This is a genomic window from Methylomonas sp. 2BW1-5-20 (genome assembly GCF_052474515.1).
In genome coordinates this window covers 4,371,446-4,392,249 of the sequence record NZ_CP184127.1, presented here as the reverse complement: position 1 = coordinate 4,392,249, position 20,804 = coordinate 4,371,446, and the positions used below count along the sequence as shown (strand labels likewise).

Here is a 20,804-nt window from a genome sequence, read left to right as displayed (position 1 = left end):
TTTTATCTATTAGCAACGTAAGTAACTGGTTTTATCCGGCTAATTGCCTGTCATGCCTCGATCAGATCTTCTTCAAGCACCTCGCCAGCCGCAGCCTCAGTGAATTCGAAATACTCCCTGAGAATTTTGCTGATCCGCGCCGCGCCATGACCGTCGCCATAAGGTGAAATGCCTTGGGCCATAGCTCTATAGGCAGAGTCATCGTCGAGTAAACGTTGCGTTTCAGCGACGATTCTTTCGTAATTGGCGCCGACCAGCTTTACTACGCCCTGTTCGACAGCTTCAGGGCGTTCGGTCTCGTCGCGCAGCACCAAAACAGGCTTGCCCAAAGCGGGCGCTTCTTCCTGAACACCGCCGGAGTCGCTGATTATCAAATAGGCACGTTTCAACGCCGTGACAAAAGGCGCGTAGTCGAGCGGCTCGCACAGAAATATGTTCGGCCGATTACCCAAAATGTCATGTGCGACGTCCTTCACATTGGGATTGGGGTGAACCGGATAAAGGAACTGCACGTCAGAATTATTTTCGGACAAGGCCCGCAAGGCTAAACAGATATTGCGGAACGGTTCGCCAAAATTCTCTCGTCGATGCGAAGTAATCAGCACCAGGCGCTTGCTTGGATCCAGTTCGACCCCCAACTCCACGTCATTCTCCGCAGTCATCAGCAACGCATCGATCACGGTATTGCCGGTGACATAAATATCCTGATCCGCAATACCCTCGCGAAGAAGGTTTTGCCTGGAACTCTCCGTCGGTGCAAAGTGCCAGCGCACCAAGCGACCGGCGATAACTCGATTGGCCTCCTCGGGAAACGGGTTTTGCATATCCCAGGTTCTCAATCCCGCCTCGACATGCCCAACTTCGATGCGGTGATAAAAACAGGCCAACGCGACCGACATGACCGTTGTGGTATCACCCTGCACTAACACGACATCGGGTTTTTCGCTCAGTAACACCTCGTCCATCTCCAGCAACAAACGCGCGGTTAACGTCGTGAGCGCTTGATTCGGACGCATAATATTCAAATCTATATCGGGTGATATATTGAAGAAACTCAACACTTGGTCGAGCATATGCCGATGCTGCGCGGTTGCCAGTATCCTTACGTTCGCCCAAGGCTCGTTTTTTAGGGCCAAAATCACAGGTGCCATTTTGATAGCTTCGGGGCGAGTGCCTACTACACAAAGGATTTTTTTCATAAATCGATTGAATTTTTACGATTAAAAATAAGTTTTAGTAACGAAAGAGCTGGTTAAATCGGTACCATCGTGACCGAGGATATTGGATACCAAAAATATAAAACCCAGAAAATCCAAGCTTCGCGTTGGGGATCAATCGATATAACGCGCCTTTCATAAGAGGAGCGGTACTCGTCGCTTTATATTCCCATCGGGTAAAATGACTGAACAATTCAAAAGAACAAAACCACCTGTCAAGTGAATTTCCGACATAAAACGCGCAAAGACTGTGATGCCCATCACACATATTTTGCTTTTTTTGCAATGGTAAACTGATTTTTAGATAAGTTCCAGCGAAAGATTAGGATTTGATTAAAATTAATTGAACGCACCACGCCAACCTGCAACAGATCTAAGTTTGCGCAACCACTGCATAGCGCGCCATCAGGGTAATTTTTTAGAGCGGTAGGAGGATATTTCGACAAACACCAACTGCGACTCATGGAATCGCCGGCTTTTTATGAGACTACACTCCAAACTGATGGGCAAAAACGGGACTCCAGAAATTCAAGGCTCGGCGCCCTTAAAAAATTGACAACAAGCTGATCCCCTTCATGGCGAGCTTTTCGAACCATGACGGGAATCGGCTTGCTCAGTGCTTCCTCAAGACCGGACAGAGTACAAAGCCGTCTCCAGATTAACTCGCAACGATTCCAGAAAATCCTCTGTCGTCAAATAATGCGAGTCATTTAAATCGTCGCCATAAATGCACAATGCCAAATCCTTGGTCATTTGTCCGGCTTCGACGGTATCGACGCAGACTTTTTCCAAGGTCTCGCAGAAATTGATCAGCTCGGCGTTGCCGTCCAGTTTGCCGCGAAACGCCAGGCCACGGGTCCAGGCGAAGATCGAGGCAATCGGATTGGTCGAAGTTTTCTTGCCTTGCTGATGCATGCGGTAATGCCGGGTAACCGTGCCGTGCGCGGCCTCGGCTTCCATGATTTTGCCGTCCGGCGTGACCAAGGTTGAGGTCATCAAACCCAACGAACCAAAACCTTGCGCCACGGTGTCGGATTGCACGTCGCCGTCGTAGTTTTTACACGCCCAGACAAAGGCACCGCTCCATTTCAAAGCCGATGCCACCATGTCGTCTATCAGTTTGTGTTCGTAGACGATACCTTTGGCTTGGTATAAATCTTTGTATTCGGCTTGGTAAATCTCTTCGAATATGTCCTTGAAGCGGCCGTCGTATTTTTTCAGGATGGTGTTCTTAGTCGACAGATACAGCGGCCAGCCGCGATCCAGCGCCACGTTGAAACAGCTGCGGGCGAAGCCGGCGATGGATTCGTCGGTGTTGTACATCGCCAATGCGACACCATCGCTTTCAAATTGATAAACCTCGAAAGCTTGTTCGGCGCTACCGTCGTCCGGGGTAAAGCTGATTTTTAATTTACCTTTGCCTTTAGTCACGAAGTCGGTGGCGCGATATTGGTCGCCAAACGCATGCCGACCGATGCAGATCGGCTGAGTCCAATTCGGCACCAGGCGCGGCACGTTATTGCAGATGATGGGTTCGCGGAACACGGTGCCGTCCAGGATGTTACGAATGGTGCCGTTCGGCGACTTGTACATTTTTTTCAGGCCAAACTCTTCCACCCTAGCTTCGTCCGGGGTGATGGTGGCGCATTTGATACCGACGCCATGTTTTTTTATCGCGTTGGCGGCGTCGATGGTGATTTGGTCGTCGGTGGCGTCGCGCTGTTCGATACCCAAGTCGTAGTAGTCGATTTGCAGATCCAGGTAAGGCAGAATCAGTTTGTCTTTGATGAAATGCCAGATGATACGGGTCATTTCATCGCCGTCGATCTCCACCACCGGATTTTTGACGGATATTTTCTTCATAACGTCTCCTCACCTAATCGCTAAAAATAGCCTTCAGTATAGCTTGCCCGCCCCCGGAACACGGAATGTTTAACGCCTTACTCAGCGCAGCCGAACACGCCTTGCGCTTTAATCGAATCACGGCGAAAACTAGGCTATACTGCCGAAACGGCGTCAACGCACTACGCCGTAAAGCTTTGTTCTGTAAAGGTATTAGTGTATTTAGCCCAACAACACTATTTTATTTAACAAGATAGTTTCTGAGCGCGCAAAGTGCGGTACTAGACCAGCCAATTTCTAAGTCACGACGGAGATTGTAAGCCAAGCCAGGCGCCGCGGCATGTGTTAGAATCGGGCCAATGCAGGAATTAGACACCTTTAAGCTGATCGAACGGATCAGCGCCTTACTGCGCTCGGAAGAACGCAAAAAATACGCGGCGATCGGCTTGCAACCGGTGCACGGCCAGGTCTTGGAATATCTGGCCAAGTGCAACAAATACAGTAATACCCATGCAGCGGTGGCCGAGTATCTGGGCTTAACCAAAGGCACGGTGTCGCAGACTATCCAGATTCTGGAGCGTAAGCATTATCTGAATAAGACCACGGACGTTTTAGACGGCAGGGTGGTGCATTTGGGCTTGACCGAGGCCGGTAAGCGCCTAATCGACGAGTTAAAACCGCTGGATATTTTTAAGCAGGCCGAATCCAAGGTCAGCCGCCAGGAGTTCGATACCATCGGCCAGGCGCTGCAAACCACGCTGGGTGTGTTGCAGAAAGTCAACCAATCTAAGAGCTTTGGTTTATGCCGTTCTTGCCATTATTTTTCGGTGGAACAGCATCACTATCAATGCGGCCTGACAGAGCAACCGTTGGATCGCGAGGATACTGATAAAATATGCCGTGAGCATTTACCCGTTCCCAATTCATTCATAGACCAAGAGTAATTATCATGTTCGATCCCAAAGCCATAGACAATCTTGCCGAGCGTATCGCCGGTGCCATCCCTCCCGGTTTGACCAACCTGAAAGACGACGTGGAAAAAAACGTCCACGCCTTGCTGCAAAGCGGCCTTTCAAAATTAGACCTGGTCAGCCGCGAAGAATTTGAAGTGCAAAAAGCCGTATTGGCGAAAACCCGCGCCCGTTTGGAAGAACTGGAAAAACGCGTCGCGGAACTGGAACAACGGATACCGCAAGCCTAAAACGCCATGTCGCTGGCCGTCGTTTACAGCCGGGGCCGCTCCGGCATAGACGCCCCGCAAGTGACGGTGGAAGTGCATGTCAGTAGCGGGCTTCCGGCCCTAAACATCGTCGGTTTGCCCGAGACAGCGGTTAAAGAAAGCAAGGATAGGGTGCGCGGGGCGATCATCAATTCGCACTTCGAATTTCCGTTTCAGCGTATCACGATCAATCTGGCCCCCGCCGATTTACCCAAGGAAGGCGGCCGCTTCGATCTGGCTATTGCGCTGGGCATCCTGGCCGCTTCCGGGCAAATCCCCAAGGATGCGCTAGCAGAATATGAATGTATCGGCGAACTGTCGCTGGGCGGGGAATTGCGGCCGATTCCCGGCGCGTTGCCGGTGGCGATTCATTGCCGTAACGCTTTCAGGCAACTGATTCTACCGGCTGGTTGCGCGGCGGAGGCTTCTTTAATCAAGGATGCGCAATTGTTGCCGGCCAGGACGCTACTGGAAGTCTGCGCCCACCTGGCGGGCCGGCAGGCCATCGCGCCGCCCGACATCCAGCTCGGTTTCGAACAAGCGGTTTACAGCGTGGACTTTGCCGATGTGCATGGCCAGTTTCACGTCAAACGGGCAATGGAAATCGCCGCCGCCGGAAAACATAATTTACTGATGCTCGGACCTCCGGGCACCGGCAAGTCAATGCTGGCGGCACGCTTGCCGACCATTTTGCCGGAACTCAGCGAACAGCAAGCCCAGGAAACCGCCGCGCTGGCCTCGATCAGCGACCATGGCCTGGATGTCAGCCGTTGGCGGCAACCTCCGTACAGAGCGCCGCACCATACCGCCTCAGCTGCGGCGTTGGTTGGTGGCGGCAGCAACCCCAAACCGGGCGAAATTTCCCTGTCGCACAACGGCGCGTTATTTTTGGACGAACTGCCGGAGTTCGATAGAAAAGTCCTGGAAGTACTGCGCGAACCCTTGGAAACCGGCCATATCACGATTTCCCGCGCCAACCGCCAAGCCGATTTTCCGGCCAGCTTTCAATTGATCGCGGCAATGAACCCTTGTCCATGCGGTTATCTAGGCGACGCTTCCGGCCGTTGTCGCTGCACCTCCGAGCAAGTGGCCCGCTATCGGGCCAGAGTTTCCGGGCCTTTGCTGGATAGGATAGACATGCACATGGAGGTACCGCGCGTCGCGCTGGATGTTTTGCGCAAGGGATCGGCGGCCGGCGAAGAACTTAGCGAAACGATTCGCCAACGCGTAGTGGCGGCCCGAAAAATTGCTTACCAGCGCCAAGGTAAAGCCAATGCGGCGCTGACCGCCGCCGAGGTTAAGACTATTTGTACCTTGTCCGAAGCCGGCCACCAATTGCTGGAACAAGCGCTGGAAAAATTCGGCCTGTCGCACCGGGCTTATCACCGGATTTTAAAACTGGCGCGAACTATCGCCGATCTTGCTAATTCACCGAATATTGAAATCCCTCATCTAAGCGAAGCTATCGGTTATCGCAAGTTGGACAGAACCCGGTAAATGTCTAAACCCGGCAGCATCATGCCGGATTTTCGAAATAAACCGCCAACAAACCCGAGGCATTCATCACATCCAGTTCCGCTTCGATTTCATTTTGAATCAACTCTAAATGATTCAACCTGATTTCAGTACGGGTGCGCGATGAATCGAGTAACTCTATCAAACTGGTTTGCCCCAAACGGTAGGCATCTTCGGCCATTTGTTTCAAGGTCGGTAACGGCGCCACCACTTCTTTTTCGGCTTTTGCCAGCGTGGCCCGACGCCGGGCCAGCACATCGACGGCGCGTTCCAATTCCTGACGCGTAGCGGCCATCAGCAATTCGCGTTTTAACTGGCTGGCATGCACTTCGGCAGCGGCACGGGCCATGCCGCCCTGACCGCGATCGAAAATCGGCAGATCGACCGATACCCCGGCAAAAGAGGTATTGCCGTAGGGTTTATCGGTGAATGCGGTACCGAACATCAACGACGGTACCGGCCAGCGTTCCCGCTCGGCACGCTCCCGTCCGGAATCCGCCGCGATCATTTCCCGGCGCGCCGTTTCCAGGCCGGGATTATTGCGCTCGGCTTGTTGCCATAACTTATCGATGTCCGCCGAAACGCCAATCGGCTCCAGAGAACCGCTGGCTTGCGGCTTCCAGTGCGGGAAGCCCAGCAAGCTGGCTAACTCGCCAATAGTGCTACTCAGGTCGGTTTGCGCATTTTCCAAACGAGTATTCAAACTTTGCACTTCCTGAGTGATGCGCAGCACATCGTATGGGCTGGCGGTGCCGGCGTTTTGCTTACCGGAGATGATGGTTTGCAAACGCTGCAGTTCCAGCCGCGCTTCGTCCAGCACTGACACCCGCTGCTGGTTGGCCAGCAATTGCGCAAACAGGCGCCAGGATTCGCGAATCAGTTGGTTGAAATCCACCTCGACCCGAGCCGCCGCGACATCGACCTGCTTTTCGGCAGTATCCTTGCGCGCACCGCGCTGTCCGGCCAACAGCATCGGCACTTCTACGGTAATGTTTTGCTGTGACGGACCGTCGAACTGGGTATTGCGGCGCCCGCCGGCTTGATCGAAACGGCCGTAACTGATTTTGGGATTGGGCAACACGTCGGCCGCGACCACCTCCGCTTCGGCCGCTTCGATTTGGCTGCGGGCCAACGCGTATCTGGGACTTTTCTCGCGCACGATTTGCAGCAAATCCCGGATCGTCACTGTGTCCGGCAAGGCCGGACCTTGCTCATCCGGCTCGGCAAAACAAACAGGACTAATTAACAGCGAAATCAGCAAAATCAGGCTGGCTATGGGTTTCATGCTTGGCTATCCAATAATTCGTCAGCCTCTTCGGGCGTGAGGATTTGTTTACTGGTCACGAAGGAATAAATCACCGGCAGGATGAACATCGCCACCAAAAAGGTGGTCAACATGCCGCCGACGATCACCACCGCAAATGGGCGCTGGGTTTCACTGCCTATGCTGGTGGACAGGGCCATTGGCAATAGTCCCAGCAATGCCAACAGCGAGGCCATTAATACCGGACGCAGGCGCTGGGTGGCCCCCTCCGTGATCGCCGCCAACAATTCCATACCGCCGCGGCGCATTTCCTCGGTCGCGCTCAACACCAGCAAGCCCATCAAACACACTTGGCCCAACAGGGCGATAAACCCAATCGCCGCACTGACCGACAGCGGAATATTGGTAAGCATCAACGCAAACACCCCGCCGGTCATCGCAAACGGCGTGGCAATCAAAATAGCCGCCGCGCTGCGTGCCGATTGCAGCGCGCTGTATAACAAGCCCAACACGATCAATACCGCGATCGGCACCACCACGCCCAACCTGGCCATAGCGCGCTGCTGATTTTCGAACTCGCCGCCCCAGTTCAGAAAATGGTCTTCGGGTACATTGATATTGGCTGCGACCAATTCCATCGCTTCATGCACCACCGAGCCTAAATCGCGGCCTTCCACGTTAAATTTCAAGGCCATGTAACGGCTATTGGCTTCGCGTTCGATGGAGGTACGGCCTTGGGCGATATCGATAGTGGTCAGATCTCGCAACGGAATGTAAGCTCCTGAGGGATTGACCACGTTCATATTGCCGATTTTCTCGATATCCCCGCGTTCGTTCTCCGGCAAAATCAGGCGTATCGGTACCGGCCGCTCGCCTTGCCACAATTCGGAGACTATCCGGCCGGCCATGCCGATTTCGATGGTGTCTTGCACTCTATCCACGTCAAAACTATTGCGGGCCAGGGCGGCACGATCCAGTTTGATCTGTAATTGCGGCACCCGCGATTCGCGGTAAAGATCCAGATCGATCACACCATCCACCTTGGCCAGCAGGAGTTTGATTTCTTCCAGCGTGGTACGCATTTTTTCCAGATCGGGGCCGTAGATTTTCAATACCACTTTGCCGCGCACACCGCTCACCGCCTCCTCGACGTTATCCTTGATCGGTTGCGAGAAATTAAAACGCACGCCCGGTATTTCTTCCAGCGAGGTCCGCATCGCATCGACCAACTTTTCCTTATGCCAGCCCGGCCGCCATTGCTCATGGTGCTTGAGATGGACGAAGGTTTCGCTCATGTTGACGCCTTCGTTATCGGTACCGTCCTCGGAACGGCCTTGCTGACTTAAAATGCCCAGCACTTCCGGAAATTTCATCAAGCGCTGACGCATGTCCAATAGAACTTCCTGGCCTTTATCCAGCGAAATACTCGGCGGCATTTCCACAAACACATGGATATCGCCTTCGTCCAGTTCCGGCAAGAATTCGGTACCCAACCCTACACCGGCCAATCCGCCGCCAAATAGCAAAACGCCGGCAAAGATTGAAGTCATCAGCCGTTTACCCAGCACCTGCGCCAATAAGCGGGAATACCAATCCCGTAAACGTTTCAAAAACTTGGGCTCGGCCACCAAGGCATGTTTGGGCTGAATGAAGGTGGCGCACAAGGCCGGCACCAACAGCAACGCAAAGATCAAGCCGCCGGACAAGGCAAAGCTATAGGTCATCGCCAACGGCCGAAATATCCGGCCTTCCACGCGCTCCAGCGTAAACACCGGAATTAACGCGGCGATGATAATCAGCATCGCAAAAAACGCCGGCTTGGCCACATCCACGGCGGCATCGGCGATTAAATGCAGCATTTCCCGACGCGATCGCGGTTTGCGATGCTGCGCCTGGTGCATGACGTTTTCCATCAACACCACCGCGCCATCAAGGATGATGCCGAAATCGATAGCACCCATCGAAATCAAATTGGCCGGCATGCCCAGCTGATACAAGCCTAAGAACGCCACCAGCAGCGACAACGGAATCACCGTAGCCACAATTAAGGAGCCGCGAATACTGCGCAGGAACAACCAGACCACGCCCACTACCAGAGCAAAGCCGTGCAGTAAGTTGTCGAACACGGTATGCAATGTGCTGCTGACCAACTCGGAACGATCCAGAAACGGCATGATCTTCATGCCTGCCGGCAAAATCCCGCCATTTAATTCCGCGACTTTCTCGTGCAAAGCATCCAATACCCGCGACGGGTTTTGGCCTCGCCGCAGCAATACGATACCTTCCACCACGTCTTTGTGTTCGTCCAAACCCACCGTGCCGCGCCGTGGTGTATAGGATTGCACCAGGCGGCCGACATCGCCTACGGTGACCGGCGTGCCTTCGTGATTTTTCAGCACTATTTTTTTTATGTCGTCGGCAGAGACCAGGTTGCCGACACCGCGCACTACCATTTCCTGATCGCCGTAGTTTAAAAAACCGGCGCCGACATTTTTATTGGACTTTTCCACGGCCAGACCGATGTCTTCCAGCGTCAAGCCCACCGACTCGACGCGGGTCGGATCGATTTGAATATGAAACTCTTTGTAGTAACCGCCGAAAGTCAGGACGTCGGCAACCCCCGGCACCTGGCGCAGTTTGCGCGACACGTTCCATTCCATTTCCGAGCGCAGCTCGTAAAGTGAATGCCGGTCGCTGGTCAGGGTAAATTTATAAATTTCGCCCAACGGTGTGTAGTCGGGCGCCAGTAGCGGCGTGACGCTGCTCGGCAAATCAGCACCCGAAATACGTTGGGATATTTCGGTACGGGAGTGAAAGCTGTCGATCTGGTCTTCAAAGGTAATCGTCACCAGCGACAAACCAAACAAGCTTTGGCTACGCATCTGCAACATATTTGGGGTGCCGTTCAAGACTCTTTCCAGCGGCACGGTCACCTGCCGCTCGACTTCTTCCGGCGCGTAGCCCGGCATCAAGGTTATGACGGTCACCTGGGTGTTGGTGACATCCGGATAGGCCTCGATCGGCGTTTCCATAAAGGCATGTACACCGAAGATGGCAATAATGATAACTACCGTTATGACCGCGAGACGGCGGTGAACGCAATATTCAATCAAGGGGCGTAACATTAATATCCCCAATTAAAGCAGCATGGATGCGGAGGAATCGAGCAGCAATGCGCCGGATACCACCACTTTTTCGCCGTCTTTAAGACCATCCAGTATAGGCACTTGCCCGTCGCGGGCCTGACCGATTAGCACCTGCCGCGACTCGAAACGGCCGTCGCCGGTTTCCACGTAGACCACGGTGTGTTTTTTGTCTCGAATCACCACCGCTGTGGTGGGCAGGACGATATGGTGCGGACCGGCAGCTTCGATCAGGCCCTTGGCAAACATACCCGGCTTCAGCACCAGATTGGGATTGTCGAATTCGATATACACCGCGCCCCGGCGTAAATCGGACTGCATTGCCGCGCTAACAGCCACCACTCGCCCGGTCACCGGCTCGGGCAATGCGCTGATCTGCAACGTGGCTTTGGCGCCTTTTTCGATCAACGGCAAATCGTTATCGAATACGTCAGCGACGATCCATAATGATTGCGGCTCGCCAATCTCGATGATGGTTTCGCCGGCAGCCAACGCCGAGCCGATAGAGGATTTAATCTGTAATACCACGCCATCTTCGGAAGCGCGCAAAACCACGGCTTGATCGGTGCCATCCCCAATCATGCGCAAGGCTTGCTGGCTGCGCTCGTAATCGGCGCGCGCTTCGCGCAATTGAACATTGGCTTCCGCTCGTTCAACTTCCAGGCCCACTCCGCTTTTGTGCATCATATCCTGGCGACGCATACGATCTTCTGCACGTTGCAACCCAGCTTTGGCTTCCGCTACCTCGGCCCGCATCTTCGCGGCTTCGGCACTTTCCAGAATAGCGATCGGGGCGCCGGATTTGACGCGTTCGCCTACCTGTACGTTGATTTTTTTCAGGCGACCGGCCACAACAGCACTTACCGCGGACAGGGCTTTAGTTCTGAATTCGACATGCGACGGCGCTTGCACCGTCGCCGAGAAGTTTTGCGGTGTGACCGTCACTACCCGGATGTAAGGAAGTGATTCAGGTGGAATTGAAATCAGTCCGACATGCCGGTCGGTATCGTTTGTCTTAATCTCTTCAGCCAATGCGCTGGAAGCTTTTTGATTTGCCGATTGCTTGTCGGATGAAGCCGAACAACCGGCTATTGCGGTTGATACCAATATCGAAACAACTAAATTGATGTGCATGAATTATTGTTTTTGTGTGGATGCCATTTTTACGGTGAAAGCGGACCATTTGCGCGAGGTTCAAAAGAACGGCCTCTCTAACAAACCATGGAGAGGATTCACCACCGCAAACATAATATCGCATCAATATTATCGCATCTTGCGCTTTGCATTTTTATAAAAAACCGTTCGCCCGACTATTAGCTAACAGCAGCACGAATCTTCGCATCAATTTTCTTTAATCAAATATTCATGCAGTCCGAGCAAAACCTATGATTTTTTTCCCGATTAGCGTTGAAACCGTTGCGAAACTACGCAATGAAACCCATTTCAAGCGAGAAACGTGCCACGAAATTAAACCGTGCTCGCCTAAACCAGACAACTAAGCGCAGGAGAGAAGGACTACCGACTACGTTTTTTGGTTCAAAACACCCTTGTTAAACGGGTTATTCAAACCACCAAATTAGCGGCAAGATAAAGGCGGCAATTGCTCGCAATTCATCTGACAGGATACTCGGAACGAAAACGCTCCGGCAAAAAAAAGGCGCATTGCCTGAGCAATGCGCCTTATATTCAAATATGGCTAATGCTTACAGTTTGTCAGCATTTTTGCTCAGATACTCTGCTACACCTGCTGGATTGGCATTCATACCCGCATCGCCTTTGTTCCAGCCCGCAGGGCAGACTTCACCGTGCTCTTCGTGGAATTGCAGAGCGTCGACCATGCGCAGCATTTCGTCGAAGTTACGGCCCAGAGGCAGATCGTTAACGACTTGATGTCTTACAACGCCCGCTTTGTCGATCAAGAAGCTACCGCGGAAAGCCACACCACCCGCTGATTCTACATCGTAGTCTTGGGCGATAGTATGTTTCAGGTCGGCTGCCAGTGTGTAACGGACGGGACCGATACCACCTTGATTTACCGGTGTGTTGCGCCAAGCGTTGTGAGTGAAGTGTGAGTCGATAGATACGCCAATCACTTCCACGCCCCGGCTTTTGAATTCGTCGATACGGTGATCCAATGCGATCAATTCGCTTGGACAAACGAAGGTGAAATCCAATGGATAGAAGAAAAGTACCGCATATTTGCCGCTAGTCGCTGCGGAAAAACTGAAAGAGTCGACAATTTGACCATCACCCAACACCGCAGGAACTGTAAAATCAGGGGCTTGCTTACCTACTAAAACGCTCATCGATTTTCTCCAAAATTATTTATAAAACAAAAGGTTAAGAGGGTGTTTGTGCCTCTGCGAAAAGGCTGATCCTTATTCTACACTAATTTAGTTGGTATTCGCCCAATAATCCTGAGAAATTCCGCTTGCAAGACAGCCGATTTCGCGCTAACTTGTAATCCATAGCTTACACAAATAACAGGCGGTCTGCGTATTTCGCGCTGTTTAAATTCACCAAGCAGACATTATGTGGATTTTTTGGTAAAGACCTATGGCAAAAGTAAAACACATCACAGAACCAGATTCCTTCGGATTCCAAGTTCGCATAGTTCGGCGCGGCAAAGAAAGCAGCCGCTATTTTTCCCATAAATTATGGGGCAGCAAAACCAAATCTCTTAAAGCTGCCATTACTTGGCGCGATCAGATGCTGGTAGTGCTGAAAGGCAGTAAAACTCGCTTCTTGAAACCGCCGAAAAACAAAACCACTACTGGCGTAACCGGCGTATCCAGAACCATCAAGTTCGACCACCGCAAAGATAAAAGCTATCTGTGTTACACCGTATTCTGGGTGAAAGACGGCAAATCCCGTAATAAGACTTTCCAGGTCGGCAATGTCGACACAGTAACCGCCGACGACGAGCTACATGCGTTTCGTACCGCCCGGCTATTCCGCAGTTGCTACGAACACGCTATCGATCATGATGCACCGTTCGACGACAGTAAATTCGCAAACTGGAAAAAATTGCGACTGTATGAAAACGAGATGTTGAACGCCGTCAACTGACTGTAAGCGCGAGAGATCAGTCGGTGAGCATTTCGATGCGCATCGACAGATCAACCGCAGCAAGGTTTTTGGTCAGAGCGCCTATGGAAATATAATCGACTCCGGTTTCGGCAACGGAACGGATATTTTCCAAGGTAATATTGCCTGAAGCTTCCAACTCGACAGTTCCCCGGTTACGCTCTACCGCAATACTCATATCCGCCAGCGAAAAATTATCCAGCATAATTCGATTCGGCAATGCGGCTAGCGCCTGCGCAAACTCCTCAAGATTTTCGACTTCGACTTCGACCGGCTCATCGCCATAGCTCCTAGCCAATCTAACGGCCTCGGAGATAGAACCGGCGGCGATAATGTGGTTTTCCTTGATCAAAACCGCGTCGAACAAGCCGATACGATGATTAAAACAGCCGCCGCATTTCACTGCGTATTTTTGCGCCACACGCAAGCCGGGCAAGGTTTTACGGGTATCCAACACCTTGCAGCCTGTGCCTGCCACCGCATCGGCGTAGCGCCTTGTGATGGTGGCGGTGGCCGATAAGGTCTGCAACAGATTCAGCGCGGTGCGCTCCCCGGTTAATAAGGCACGCGCCGGTCCATTAAGCCGGCACAGCAGAGTATCCGCGGGCACGGCGTCACCCTCATTGCGCAACCATTCTATAACCACCTCGGGGCTTAGTTGTTGAAACACCGCTTCAAACCAGGCTCGGCCACATAACACCATGGGCTCTCGAGTGAGTACTGTAGCTTGGGCGCGTGTACTGGCCGGAATAATCTTGGCGGTAATATCGCCACTTCCAATATCTTCAGCGAGATAAAGAGCGACTTCTGGGAAACTTGACTGCATGAGTATCGTTTTGGATAGACTATTAAAGCTTTTTATTATAAACCGCAAACCGGCAATAACCGCGCCAACTTCAGAACTTGCCTGTTTTTGACATCCGAAATTGCCGAGAAAAACTTTAAGCTAACCCCAGGCAAAACAAATAGAATAACGGGACGCCACCGGAATCGGATACTATGATAATTCGCGATCACTATCTTCGCAGCGCTTGCCAGGTCGCTTCACCCAACTGCGACGAGAGATCCGACCCGCACGATATCTCGCTATTAGTGATCCACTGCATCAGCCTACCTCCCGAGCGATTCGAAGGCCCCTATATCGATCAACTGTTTTGCAACTGCCTAAACCCTGCCGAACATCCCTATTTTCAAGATATTTACCAACTCAAGGTATCCGCGCATCTTTTGCTTCGCCGCGACGGCAGCATCAGACAGTACGTACCTTTCAACCGCAGAGCCTGGCATGCCGGCATTTCGCAATATCAAGGCAGGGAACGCTGTAACGACTTTTCGATTGGAATTGAGCTGGAAGGCGCCACAACGCTTGAATACACGGACATTCAATATCAGCAACTAGCCGGTGTGACTAAAACCTTGCTGGCTACTTATCCGAAATTGTCGCGCCAACGTATCGTCGGCCACAGCGACATAGCGCCGGGCCGAAAAACCGATCCAGGCCCCTCATTCGACTGGCAACGCTTTTATAGCTTATTGGATTCGGAGAAAGTCAGCGTCTCGGCTTTATAAGCCAAGACGCTACTTATTAGAGGAAGAATTCGAACTAGTCGGCTTTAATTTCTAAATGCACGGCTTTAAGAATCTCCAATAATTCTTGATACTGGACTTGCAAAGGCCCCAATTCGGCTTCCAATTGAGCAATGCTTTCATTTACATTACCTTTGGATTCATTGATTTTCCTGAGCATGATCAAACGGCTTTCGATTTGCTTTTTATGATCCTTGATCTGATGCATCAATGGCGACAGTACGCTATTACTCCATGTCACCGCATCTCGCTGAGCTTGCTGCAGAATATTCCTAGCCTTTGCAATCAACGTACCATATAGCTTGTTGACCACTATGCTTTGCTCGGTCATCGTGGTTTTGGCGCTATTGCGAAACGCTTCGCCTTCTTCAAAAATCTGCTCCAGCTCGAACTGGTGCTGTTTAATCGAAAACAACTGCGGCTCGATTTCCTTAAAACCGTATTCGTCCTGAAATTTTTTGTGAATGGCTTTAATCAGGCGCCGAGTTTCTTCGGTCATATCCACGGAGTCCTGCAGCAGATCGCGTAACTCGTCGAACAATCTACGCATATTCTGCTTCATGCCGTAAGTGGTCAGACTTTTGCTCATATCGTCTTTGGTACGGCGGATAATGTCGTCGATTTTTTCCTTCGCAAACGAATCGATCAACATTTTTGCCTGTACCGCAAATACTTTGCGGCTGGCCTGGAAGTTCTCGATATTAGCCATATAAGCGTTTTGACGGTCGCGGGTTTCCGCCATCAATTTGCCGGTCAATTCCTGATTCTCGAAATCGACCTGCTTGAATTCGTCGAGCTGCTTTTGGGCGTTAGTAATTTTCGAGTCCATCAACTTGACGGACTCGCTGACCAGAAAGCCGATTTCCTTATCAACAACCCCTTTTAGAATGTCTCGACGCTGATCGAGAATATCATCCGACAGATAACTTTCCAGCAGATTTAACCGACTTTTTTGCAGCAAGGCATCGTCGCCTTTTACCTTAGCCAATAAAGCCTGTTTCGCGGAAACCGGAAAGATTACTTCCTTCTCCAGATTCAGAATCATTGCCGAGGTTTCGATTTGCTTTTGGATCGAGGCTTCGTAACCGGTTTCGCCGGCCAAATCGTCCCACATCGAGTCGATTTTATTCATCACCACGGCCAAGCCCTGGCGGCGATTGCCTCTAGAGCTACAAACATGGCTTTTCCACATTTCCAGGTCGCTTTTGGTCACGCCGGTATCGGCGGCCAAGACAAAAATAATCGCTTGAGCGCTGGGCAACATACTCAAGGTTAATTCCGGCTCGGTACCCAGAGCATTTAGGCCCGGCGTATCCAGAATGCACAAACCTTCTTTCAACAAAGGATGCGGAAAGCTGATCATCGCATGCCGCCAACACGGCACTTCCACGGTTTCCGGGTTGATAATGCCTTGCTCGGCAGCTTCCCGTTCGTTCCAAAGCCCCAGCTTGTCGGCCATTTCCCGCGAAACCTTCTTGGTGGCGATCAACTCTCTAAACGCTTCCTGCATTTGCGTGGGCGACTCGCAATTCAGCTCGATTTGCGTCCAACGATCCGGATTGCGTTTGTAATCCATCAAGGAAATGTCTTCCAGGCGGCTCTCGATGTTCAGCAGTCGAATGTAGCTGCCGCCTTTTTCGTCCCAAAACAGCTCGGTCGGCGACATAGTGGTACGACCGGGCGAAGAGGGCAGCAAACGCACGCCGGTTTCCGCAAAAAACAGCGAATTGATCAGTTCGGTTTTACCCCTGGAGAACTCCGCCACAAATGCCAAGGTAACGCGATCATTTTGCAAGCCTTGCAATATATTCAGCAAGGTATCGGTACTTTGCGGGTCGCTGAAGCGATAACGATTGCGCCAGTCCCGATACAATTCGATACCCTGAATCAGTTGTTCGCGCCAATGCGTGTATTCGTGCAACTGTTCTTTAAATTCCAGATTTCTCATGGCTCGCCTTTGTTCCGACTGTACTCAATATAAGGGGCAAATTGTAACGGCTAAGTGTAGACCAATAATCCATAAGCAAAAGCCTAAGGCAGGCACCCACTCAAATTCCGTACTGCTGTCGATAGGCTTGAATAATAGCCAACTTCTCCACAGAACCGGCATCTTGGGCAATAAACTCGATGATGTCAGCCAAACTAATGATGGCAATCACCGGAATGCCGAATTGTACCGATACATCCTGCACGGCCGATAATTCGTTCCGGCCTTTTTCCTGGCGATCCAGCGCGATAACGACGCCAGCCACCGTCGCGCCGGCCGCATTGATGATCTCTACCGACTCACGCACCGAGGTACCCGCGGTAATCACGTCGTCCAGAATCCAGACCTTGCCTTGCAAAGGGGCCCCGACCAATACGCCGCCTTCGCCGTGGTCCTTCGCCTCCTTACGGTTAAAGGCAAACGGAATATCTCGCTGTAAGCGCGAATACGCAATCGAGGTGGTACTGACCAAGGGGATGCCTTTATAGGCCGGACCGTATAAAACGTCTACCTCAACACCCGCACTAATCAGCGCCTGTGCATAAAACTGGCCCAGCTTGTCCAACTGAGCACCACTGTTAAACAGACCGGTGTTAAAAAAATAGGGGCTGACGCGCCCTGACTTTAAGTGAAATTCGCCAAACTTCAATACGCCGCAATCCAAGGCATACTGAATAAACTGTTTTTGATAATCGAGCATGGTGAAGTGTTACAAATATGAAATGAGAGCAATTATACCCGTGCGCATTTAATCGATGAATTTTTCTAGGACCACATCCAGGAAATCCCAGCCTTTATCGGTGCAGGTGTAAACCAAGCCTTGCCGTTGCAGCAGCCCCTGTGCCAGACAAATCGACAAACTCGGCTCTAAGCTGTCTGCGGCTAGCCCGGTAGCGGATTGATACTCTTCCAGACTAAAACCCGCCTTTAAACGCAGTTGGTTCATCAGAAACTCTAACGGCAAATGTGCGACCGCAATAGTCTCGCATTGCGACTTACCCGGCTGAGACAAATACTGCTCGGGGCTTCTCGGCTTAACGGTGCGCAGAATATCGTTTGGCAAGCTGCGAGTGATTTTACCGTGAGCGCCGGCACCTATGCCCAAATAGTCGCCAAACTGCCAGTAATTGCGATTGTGCCGCGACTGCTTGCCAAGCTTGGCGTAAGCAGATACTTCATACTGCTGATATCCGTTGTCCGCCAACAGGCGCTGGCAACGCTTTTGCGCGGCGAATATCACATCGTCTTCCGGCAGTTTCGGCGGAAACTTGTAAAAATAAGTGTTGGGTTCCAACGTCAATTGGTAAAACGAGATATGAGTCGGTGCCAAGCCGATAGCTGTTTCCACATCATTTAACGCTTCGCTCTCGCTCTGATCCGGCAAACCGAACATCAAATCCAGATTAAAATTATCGAACCCTGCCTTAACGGCAATCTCGACCGCAAGCTTAGCCTCGGCGGCGGAATGTACGCGCCCCAATTTCCGCAAATGCCGGTCATGGAAACTTTGGATTCCTATCGATAGGCGATTAATGCCCAAAGCCCTAAAATCACGAAATTTGGCGCTTTCGAAGGTACCCGGATTGGCTTCCAAGGTAATTTCGCACTGCGCGTCCACAGGCACTAACCGCCCGATTTCGGTCAACAAGCGCAGCAAAGATTCCGGCGAAAACAGGCTGGGCGTACCGCCGCCCATAAAAATACTGGTGATGATCCTCGGCGCAGCTAGCAATGCCAAATCGGCTTGCAAATCCGCCAGTAACGCATCGATATAAGCCGCTTCCGGAATCGGATTTTTAACCGCGTGGGAATTGAAGTCGCAATACGGACACTTCTGAATACACCATGGAAAATGGACGTAAAGACTAAGCGGCGACAACTCGGCCGACCTTACCAAGCGCCAACATTAGCCATGGACAGCCACGGCTCTTGCGGCGGCAAAGCACTACCTTTTTGTAACAATTCAATGGAAATCCGGTCGGGTGAGCGCAAAAATGCCATATAACCATCGCGCGGCGGCCGATTAATCGTCACATCTTGCGCCATCAAATCACGGCAAACCGCGTAAATATCGTCCACTTCAAAAGCTAAATGCCCAAAATTACGGCCACCGTCATAATCCTCGGTATCCCAGTTGTAGGTCAATTCCACCAACGGCGCGTCAACCGCCTCGGCTATTTGCCGGTCGCCGGGGGCAGCCAAATACACTAGGGTAAATCGTCCGGCTTCGCTTTCCATGCGCCGCACTTCGATCAAGCCTAATTTATTGCAATAAAAATCCAGAGATTCGGCAAGATTCCTCACCCGAACCATAGTGTGTAAATAACGCATACTTACGGCCCTAAAAAAATAAAAGGCCAATTATGACCGAGTCTGCGACGACGAACGAAATTTTGCGTTCAAGCCAGGCGGTTCTTAACCGTTTTCATTCAGCCCAAGGCTTTGCGATAAATCGACGGCATGATGGTTTGCAACTCGGTTTTCATGCCGCTTAAGGATTCGGAATGACTGATAAAAAAATACCCGCCGGGATTCAGATACTTGACAATCCGCTCCAATAAACGCTGCTTGGTTTCGATATCAAAATAAATCATCACATTGCGTAAAAAAATTACATCGAACGTACCCAGCTCCGGCAATACGCCGATCAAATTGGCATACTCGAACTTGACGCGGCTACGCAGCTCCGGCGCGACCAGCAAAAAACCGTCGTATTCGCCAGTACCTTTCAGGCAATATTTTTTCAGCAAGGCTTGCGGAATTTTTTCGGCAGCGCCGGCGGGATATAGACCGCGTCTGGCCTTTTCCAAAATCCGCGTGGAAATATCGGTCCCGGTAATATCCCAATTCCGGGTTCGCAGATGCTCGGCCAACAACATAGCCAATGTATAGGCTTCTTCGCCGCTGGAACTTGCAGCGCTCCAGACCCGAAACTGTTTGATCGCCGATTGCTCAGGCAAAATCCGTTCGACCAAATAATCGAAATGTTTAGACTCGCGAAAAAAATAGGTTTCGTTAGTAGTCAGCAAGTCGATCGCCATTGTGGTTTCGTTTTCGAATCCAGGCTTACCGAATTGCCGAAAATACTCACCGTAACTATCGATGCCATGATGACGCAAACGCTTCTCCAGCCGCCCCATCACCATCGCCTGCTTACTGTCGTTTAAGACAATGCCGGCGTTTTTATACAGATAATCCTTGATCCAGATAAATTCTTGTTTGTTCAATATCGGCGCGCCGACACGATGATTTGACGACACTCTATACTCCTGACTCTATAAAACGCACACGAAAACATCCGCCCGACCGAAAGGGTGCCGATTTTAAATTTAAGCCACCCATATCTCTAATGCCCAAAACCAACAGCTCCAAATTTCAGCAAGGTCAACCGCTCCCATTCTCAAACACGGGGTCGCGCCCATGACCGGCAGTACTTAAGGCCGCCATCTCGTCCACCGACAACACCTTGCTAACGTTCAATAAGATAACGAAGCGGCCGTTACGCTTGGCCATGCCGCTGATAAAATCCGGACGAATCCCCGTGCCGAAACTCGGGGCCGGCTCGATGTCTTCCTGACTGATTTCAACCACTTCGTTTACCGCGTCGACGATGATGCCGAGGTCTTGCGAACTATCTTCGTCGTCGCCGGCGGCTTCGACGATGACGATGCCGGTTCGCTTGGCTACCGGCGTGGCGCCTTTTCCGAAGCGCGCCTGCAGATCGACCACCGGCACTACGCTGCCGCGCAGATTGATCACGCCGCGCACGAACGCCGGCATCATCGGCACTTCGGTCAAATTGCCGTAATCGATGATCTCTTTGCTGCTTAATATCCCCAACGCATAGAGTTCGCCGCCAAGGGTGAAGGTCAGGTATTGCCCGGCCGACGCGGTCGGTTTACCTTGTGCGCCGTGAGTGGTTGCGAGAGCTGTCATGGCCCGT

At 51.7% G+C, this 20,804-nt stretch carries 19 protein-coding genes; 5 read left to right on the top strand and 14 right to left on the bottom strand.

Going from position 1 to position 20,804, the window contains the following annotated elements; genetic code table 11:
• Window positions 1-50: 50 nt before the first annotated feature.
• The 3 genes from wecB to ACH50O_RS20250 all read right to left on the bottom strand — a co-directional run bounded on the left by wecB (window position 51) and on the right by ACH50O_RS20250 (window position 3,080).
• Window positions 51-1,151: a non-hydrolyzing UDP-N-acetylglucosamine 2-epimerase gene (gene wecB, locus ACH50O_RS20260; protein WP_446809554.1), complete on the bottom strand. Its 1,101-nt coding sequence runs from the start codon at window positions 1,149-1,151 to the stop codon at window positions 51-53.
• A 326-nt stretch (window positions 1,152-1,477) separates the two neighbouring features.
• Window positions 1,478-1,681, bottom strand: coding sequence for a hypothetical protein (locus ACH50O_RS20255; protein WP_446809553.1), 204 nt, complete (start codon window positions 1,679-1,681; stop codon window positions 1,478-1,480).
• A gap of 160 nt (window positions 1,682-1,841) precedes the next feature.
• Window positions 1,842-3,080 (bottom strand): NADP-dependent isocitrate dehydrogenase, encoded by a 1,239-nt coding sequence (locus ACH50O_RS20250; protein ID WP_446809552.1) that lies wholly within the window; start codon window positions 3,078-3,080, stop codon window positions 1,842-1,844.
• A 338-nt stretch (window positions 3,081-3,418) separates the two neighbouring features.
• Between ACH50O_RS20250 and ACH50O_RS20245 the strand changes: the two genes are divergently transcribed.
• The 3 genes from ACH50O_RS20245 to ACH50O_RS20235 are packed head-to-tail and all read left to right on the top strand — an operon-like array spanning window position 3,419 to window position 5,775.
• The gene (locus ACH50O_RS20245) at window positions 3,419-4,003 is read left to right on the top strand and encodes a MarR family winged helix-turn-helix transcriptional regulator (protein ID WP_446809551.1); all 585 of its coding nucleotides are present in this window, start codon (window positions 3,419-3,421) and stop codon (window positions 4,001-4,003) included.
• A gap of 5 nt (window positions 4,004-4,008) precedes the next feature.
• Window positions 4,009-4,260 (top strand): ubiquinone biosynthesis accessory factor UbiK, encoded by a 252-nt coding sequence (ubiK, locus tag ACH50O_RS20240; protein ID WP_033158177.1) that lies wholly within the window; start codon window positions 4,009-4,011, stop codon window positions 4,258-4,260.
• 6 nt (window positions 4,261-4,266) lie between these two features.
• Window positions 4,267-5,775 (top strand): YifB family Mg chelatase-like AAA ATPase, encoded by a 1,509-nt coding sequence (locus tag ACH50O_RS20235; protein WP_446809550.1) that lies wholly within the window; start codon window positions 4,267-4,269, stop codon window positions 5,773-5,775.
• A gap of 19 nt (window positions 5,776-5,794) precedes the next feature.
• On the opposite strand, the gene ACH50O_RS20230 is transcribed toward ACH50O_RS20235, so the two are convergent.
• From ACH50O_RS20230 to ACH50O_RS20215, 4 genes are all read right to left on the bottom strand, one after another.
• The gene (locus ACH50O_RS20230; protein ID WP_446809549.1) at window positions 5,795-7,078 is read right to left on the bottom strand and encodes a TolC family protein; all 1,284 of its coding nucleotides are present in this window, start codon (window positions 7,076-7,078) and stop codon (window positions 5,795-5,797) included.
• Complete coding sequence (locus ACH50O_RS20225; protein WP_446809548.1) at window positions 7,075-10,182, bottom strand: efflux RND transporter permease subunit; 3,108 nt, start codon at window positions 10,180-10,182, stop codon at window positions 7,075-7,077. The genes ACH50O_RS20230 and ACH50O_RS20225 overlap by 4 nt, the downstream gene beginning before the upstream one ends.
• Before the next feature lie 12 nt (window positions 10,183-10,194).
• Window positions 10,195-11,334 carry an efflux RND transporter periplasmic adaptor subunit gene (locus tag ACH50O_RS20220; RefSeq protein ID WP_446809547.1) on the bottom strand — a complete coding sequence of 380 codons (1,140 nt, stop codon included), beginning with the start codon at window positions 11,332-11,334 and terminating at the stop codon, window positions 10,195-10,197.
• 569 nt (window positions 11,335-11,903) lie between these two features.
• Entirely contained in the window at window positions 11,904-12,506 is a 603-nt protein-coding gene (locus ACH50O_RS20215) for a peroxiredoxin (RefSeq protein WP_033158174.1), read from the bottom strand.
• A 250-nt stretch (window positions 12,507-12,756) separates the two neighbouring features.
• Between ACH50O_RS20215 and ACH50O_RS20210 the strand changes: the two genes are divergently transcribed.
• Window positions 12,757-13,269, top strand: a complete 513-nt coding sequence (locus tag ACH50O_RS20210; RefSeq protein ID WP_446809546.1) for a hypothetical protein — start codon at window positions 12,757-12,759, stop codon at window positions 13,267-13,269.
• 16 nt (window positions 13,270-13,285) lie between these two features.
• Here ACH50O_RS20210 and nadC read toward each other — a convergent pair whose 3' ends face one another.
• Window positions 13,286-14,113: a carboxylating nicotinate-nucleotide diphosphorylase gene (gene nadC, locus ACH50O_RS20205; RefSeq protein WP_446809545.1), complete on the bottom strand. Its 828-nt coding sequence runs from the start codon at window positions 14,111-14,113 to the stop codon at window positions 13,286-13,288.
• Between the two features lie 173 nt (window positions 14,114-14,286).
• Here nadC and ampD point away from each other — a divergent pair, with 173 nt between their 5' ends.
• Entirely contained in the window at window positions 14,287-14,856 is a 570-nt protein-coding gene (gene ampD / locus ACH50O_RS20200; RefSeq protein WP_446809544.1) for a 1,6-anhydro-N-acetylmuramyl-L-alanine amidase AmpD, read from the top strand.
• A gap of 34 nt (window positions 14,857-14,890) precedes the next feature.
• Here ampD and ACH50O_RS20195 read toward each other — a convergent pair whose 3' ends face one another.
• The 6 genes from ACH50O_RS20195 to ACH50O_RS20170 all read right to left on the bottom strand — a co-directional run bounded on the left by ACH50O_RS20195 (window position 14,891) and on the right by ACH50O_RS20170 (window position 20,797).
• Window positions 14,891-16,822, bottom strand: a complete 1,932-nt coding sequence (locus tag ACH50O_RS20195) for a dynamin family protein (RefSeq protein ID WP_446809543.1) — start codon at window positions 16,820-16,822, stop codon at window positions 14,891-14,893.
• A 100-nt stretch (window positions 16,823-16,922) separates the two neighbouring features.
• Window positions 16,923-17,561, bottom strand: coding sequence for an orotate phosphoribosyltransferase (pyrE, locus tag ACH50O_RS20190; RefSeq protein ID WP_446809542.1), 639 nt, complete (start codon window positions 17,559-17,561; stop codon window positions 16,923-16,925).
• 48 nt (window positions 17,562-17,609) lie between these two features.
• Window positions 17,610-18,740, bottom strand: a complete 1,131-nt coding sequence (gene hemW, locus ACH50O_RS20185) for a radical SAM family heme chaperone HemW (RefSeq protein ID WP_446809541.1) — start codon at window positions 18,738-18,740, stop codon at window positions 17,610-17,612.
• An 11-nt stretch (window positions 18,741-18,751) separates the two neighbouring features.
• On the bottom strand, window positions 18,752-19,192 hold the full coding sequence (locus ACH50O_RS20180; RefSeq protein WP_446809540.1) for a VOC family protein: 441 nt from the start codon (window positions 19,190-19,192) through the stop codon (window positions 18,752-18,754).
• 98 nt (window positions 19,193-19,290) lie between these two features.
• Window positions 19,291-20,121: a CheR family methyltransferase gene (locus tag ACH50O_RS20175; protein ID WP_446809539.1), complete on the bottom strand. Its 831-nt coding sequence runs from the start codon at window positions 20,119-20,121 to the stop codon at window positions 19,291-19,293.
• Window positions 20,122-20,245: 124 nt separating this feature from the next.
• Entirely contained in the window at window positions 20,246-20,797 is a 552-nt protein-coding gene (locus ACH50O_RS20170) for a chemotaxis protein CheW (protein ID WP_446809538.1), read from the bottom strand.
• Window positions 20,798-20,804: the final 7 nt, after the last annotated feature.